This window comes from Actinomycetota bacterium (assembly GCA_040905475.1).
Classification (GTDB): domain Bacteria; phylum Actinomycetota; class AC-67; order AC-67; family AC-67; genus DATFGK01.
In genome coordinates, this window is the sequence record JBBDRM010000158.1 from 1 (window position 1) to 2,697 (window position 2,697).

At 68.7% G+C, this 2,697-nt stretch carries 4 protein-coding genes; 2 read left to right on the top strand and 2 right to left on the bottom strand.

Annotated features, from left to right (window positions below; translation table 11 throughout):
* Nucleotides 1-555, bottom strand: a 555-nt coding sequence (locus WEB06_19450; protein ID MEX2557792.1) for a class II glutamine amidotransferase, incomplete at its 3' end; no start/stop codon positions are given.
* 173 nt (nt 556-728) lie between these two features.
* Here WEB06_19450 and WEB06_19455 point away from each other — a divergent pair.
* Nucleotides 729-950, top strand: coding sequence for a hypothetical protein (locus WEB06_19455; protein ID MEX2557793.1), 222 nt, complete (start codon nt 729-731; stop codon nt 948-950).
* Nucleotides 947-1,387 (top strand): PIN domain-containing protein, encoded by a 441-nt coding sequence (locus WEB06_19460; GenBank protein MEX2557794.1) that lies wholly within the window; start codon nt 947-949, stop codon nt 1,385-1,387. Before WEB06_19455 ends, WEB06_19460 begins: the two co-directional genes overlap by 4 nt.
* A 14-nt stretch (nt 1,388-1,401) precedes the next feature.
* Here the strand turns inward: WEB06_19460 and WEB06_19465 are convergent.
* The coding region (locus WEB06_19465; protein MEX2557795.1) for an AIR synthase-related protein at nt 1,402-2,697 on the bottom strand (1,296 nt) is incomplete at its 5' end.

Here is a 2,697-nt window from a genome sequence, read left to right on the forward strand (position 1 = left end):
GCCGTAGGGGTCGCGGACGCCGTAGACGGTCTTCTCGTCCATGATCACGAACGAGAACGCGCCCTGGAGGAGCGGCATCGTCTCGGCGATGGCCTCCTCCATGTCCTCGACGAGCCGGTCGGCGAGGAGCTGCGCGACGATGTCGGTGTCGGTCGAGGCCTTCGGACCCCCGTTGGTCCTCTTCACCATGGCGGCGAGCGCGCGGGTGTTGGTCAGGTTGCCGTTGTGCCCGAGCGCCACGCCGCCCGAGGCCGTCGGCTTGAAGGCGGGTTGGGCGTTCTCCCAGCGGCTCGACCCCGTCGTGGAGTATCGGGTGTGGCCGATGGCGAGCTGGCCCTGGAGCGTCGCGAGGGTTGCCTCGCTGAAGACCTGAGCGACCAGGCCCATGTCCTTGTAGACGAGGATCCCCGAGCCGTCGGAGACGGCGATCCCGGCCGATTCCTGACCACGGTGCTGGAGCGAGTAGAGGCCGAAGAACGTGAGCTTGGCTACCTCTTCGTCGGGCGCCCACACGCCGAAGAGACCGCACGCTTCCTTAGGAGATTCCGCCCCCATCTAGGCTTCAGTTTATCAGTGTGCCGCGTCTCTCCCTCAGGGGTCGGCGCTCGGGTTGGCTGCCCGCGATCAGCACCTCCTGCCGGGATCGTCGCGAACCGGTCCGCCACAACGAGCTCGGCCCGTGGAAATGTTATGATGACGGGGTTCATACTTCTCGGGAGACGCAGATGGTGCGACGGACGCTGAGCCTTCCCGATCGGATCGAAGCACTCGTGCGTGCCGCAGCGGCGGAGGGAGAGTCTTTCTCGGCTGCGGCCGCCCGGTTGATCGAGGAAGGCGCGAAGCGGCGCGGCGGTCGCAAGCCCCCGCTCTACGTTGCTTCGGGCGAAGGACCTCGCGATCTCGGCCGGCTGGCCGAGCAGTACCTTCGCGAACCTGTCCGGCCCGGGTGAAGGTCCTCGCCGACACCGGACCGCTTCTCGCCGCGGCGAACACCCGGGATGAGGCGCACGGCCTTGCGAGCGCTCTCGTAGCAGAGCTCGGCAGGGATCTGGTCGTGCTCGATCCGGTGGTGGTCGAAGTGGATCACTTGTTGCGATCTCGGCTCGGCTCGGAGGCCGCGAGGTTGTTCTTGCGGTCCCTGGTCGAGGGAGAACACCGGGTCGCTTTCGTGACGGCGGGCATCCTTGAGGGGGCGAGCGAGTTCGACGCGCGATACGCCGACTTGGACCTGGGGTTCGTGGACGGGACGATCATGGCCTACGCGGAGCGCCATCGACTCCCGATCCTCACGTTCGACTTCGAGCACTTCCGAGCAACGAAGCCGACACACGGGTACTGGCGACTCGTTGTCGACGAGGCCCGTTACCGCGACGCGACCCGAACGTAGGTCCGTTCCGCCCGTTAGATCAGGCGCTCGGGAAGTCCCGACTCGAACCGCTCGGCAAGAACCGAGACCGCCAGGTCAAGGTGGATGCCGACGTTGACCGAGTCGCCGCCGACGATCCCGATGATGTCGGCCGGAACGCCCCGCAGGGCCGCCGCGTCGAGTACGCGGTCGAGGTCGGCTTCCGAGCAGGTCACGACCACGCGGGTGGCCGACTCGGAGAAGAGCCAGACGTAGGGGGCCGGGCCCACTTGAGTCGGATCGATCCGGGCTCCCAGCCCGCCGGCGATCGCCATCTCTGCGAGCGTCACGCCGACACCGCCTTCGGAGCAGTCGTGCGCGGCGGTCAGCAGGCCGTCGCCGGCCAGCGCGACGAGCGTGTCGATCAGCGCCTTCTCCTGCTCGAGATCGAGCTCGGGCGGCGTGCCGCCGAGATGGCGGTGAAGCGTCCACGCGTACTCCGAGCCGCCGAGCTCGGCCCTGGTCTTGCCGAGCAGCACGATCATGTCGCCGGCGTTGCGGAACGCGATATCGACCCGGCGCTCGATGTCATCGAGCACTCCTAACATCCCGACGACCGGCGTCGGATGGATCGACTCGCCGTCGGTCTCGTTGTAGAAGCTGACGTTTCCGCCGGTGATCGGCGTCGCCAGCGCGCGGCAGGCTTCGCCCATTCCGGCGACGGCTTCGGCGAACTGCCACATCACGTCGGGCCGCTCGGGGTTCCCGAAGTTGAGGCAGTTGGTGGCGGCGATCGGCCGCGCGCCGGAGCACGCGACGTTACGCGCGGCCTCGGCGACCGCGTGCATCGCGCCGAGACGAGGGTCGAGCTGCCCGAAGCGCCCGTTGCCGTCGGTCGAGACGGCGAGCGCGCGGTTCGTTCCCTCGAGCCGGATAACCGCGGCGTCGCCGCCGGGCCCGGCGAGAGTGTTGTGCTGGACGAGATAGTCGTACTGGCGCCAGACCCACCGCTTCGAGCAGACGTTCGGCGCGGCGATCAGCGCCAGCAGCGCGTCGCCGAGGTCCTCCGGTCGCGGCAGGTCGAGCGGGTCCCCCTTGCGGAGCACGTCGATCCACGCGGGGCGTTCCATCGGGCGGTGGTACTCGGGGCCTTCGTCGGCGAGCGATCGCGCGGGAACGGACGCGACGACCTCGCCGCGTTGCTTGACGATCAGCTCGCTGCCGTCGGTCACGCGCGCGACGGGCACGGCCGGGACGCCCCAGCGCCGGCAGATCTCGACCGCCTCGTCGACGTCTCCGGGCCGCACGATCGCGAACATGCGCTCCTGCGACTCGCTGGTGAGGATCTCGAA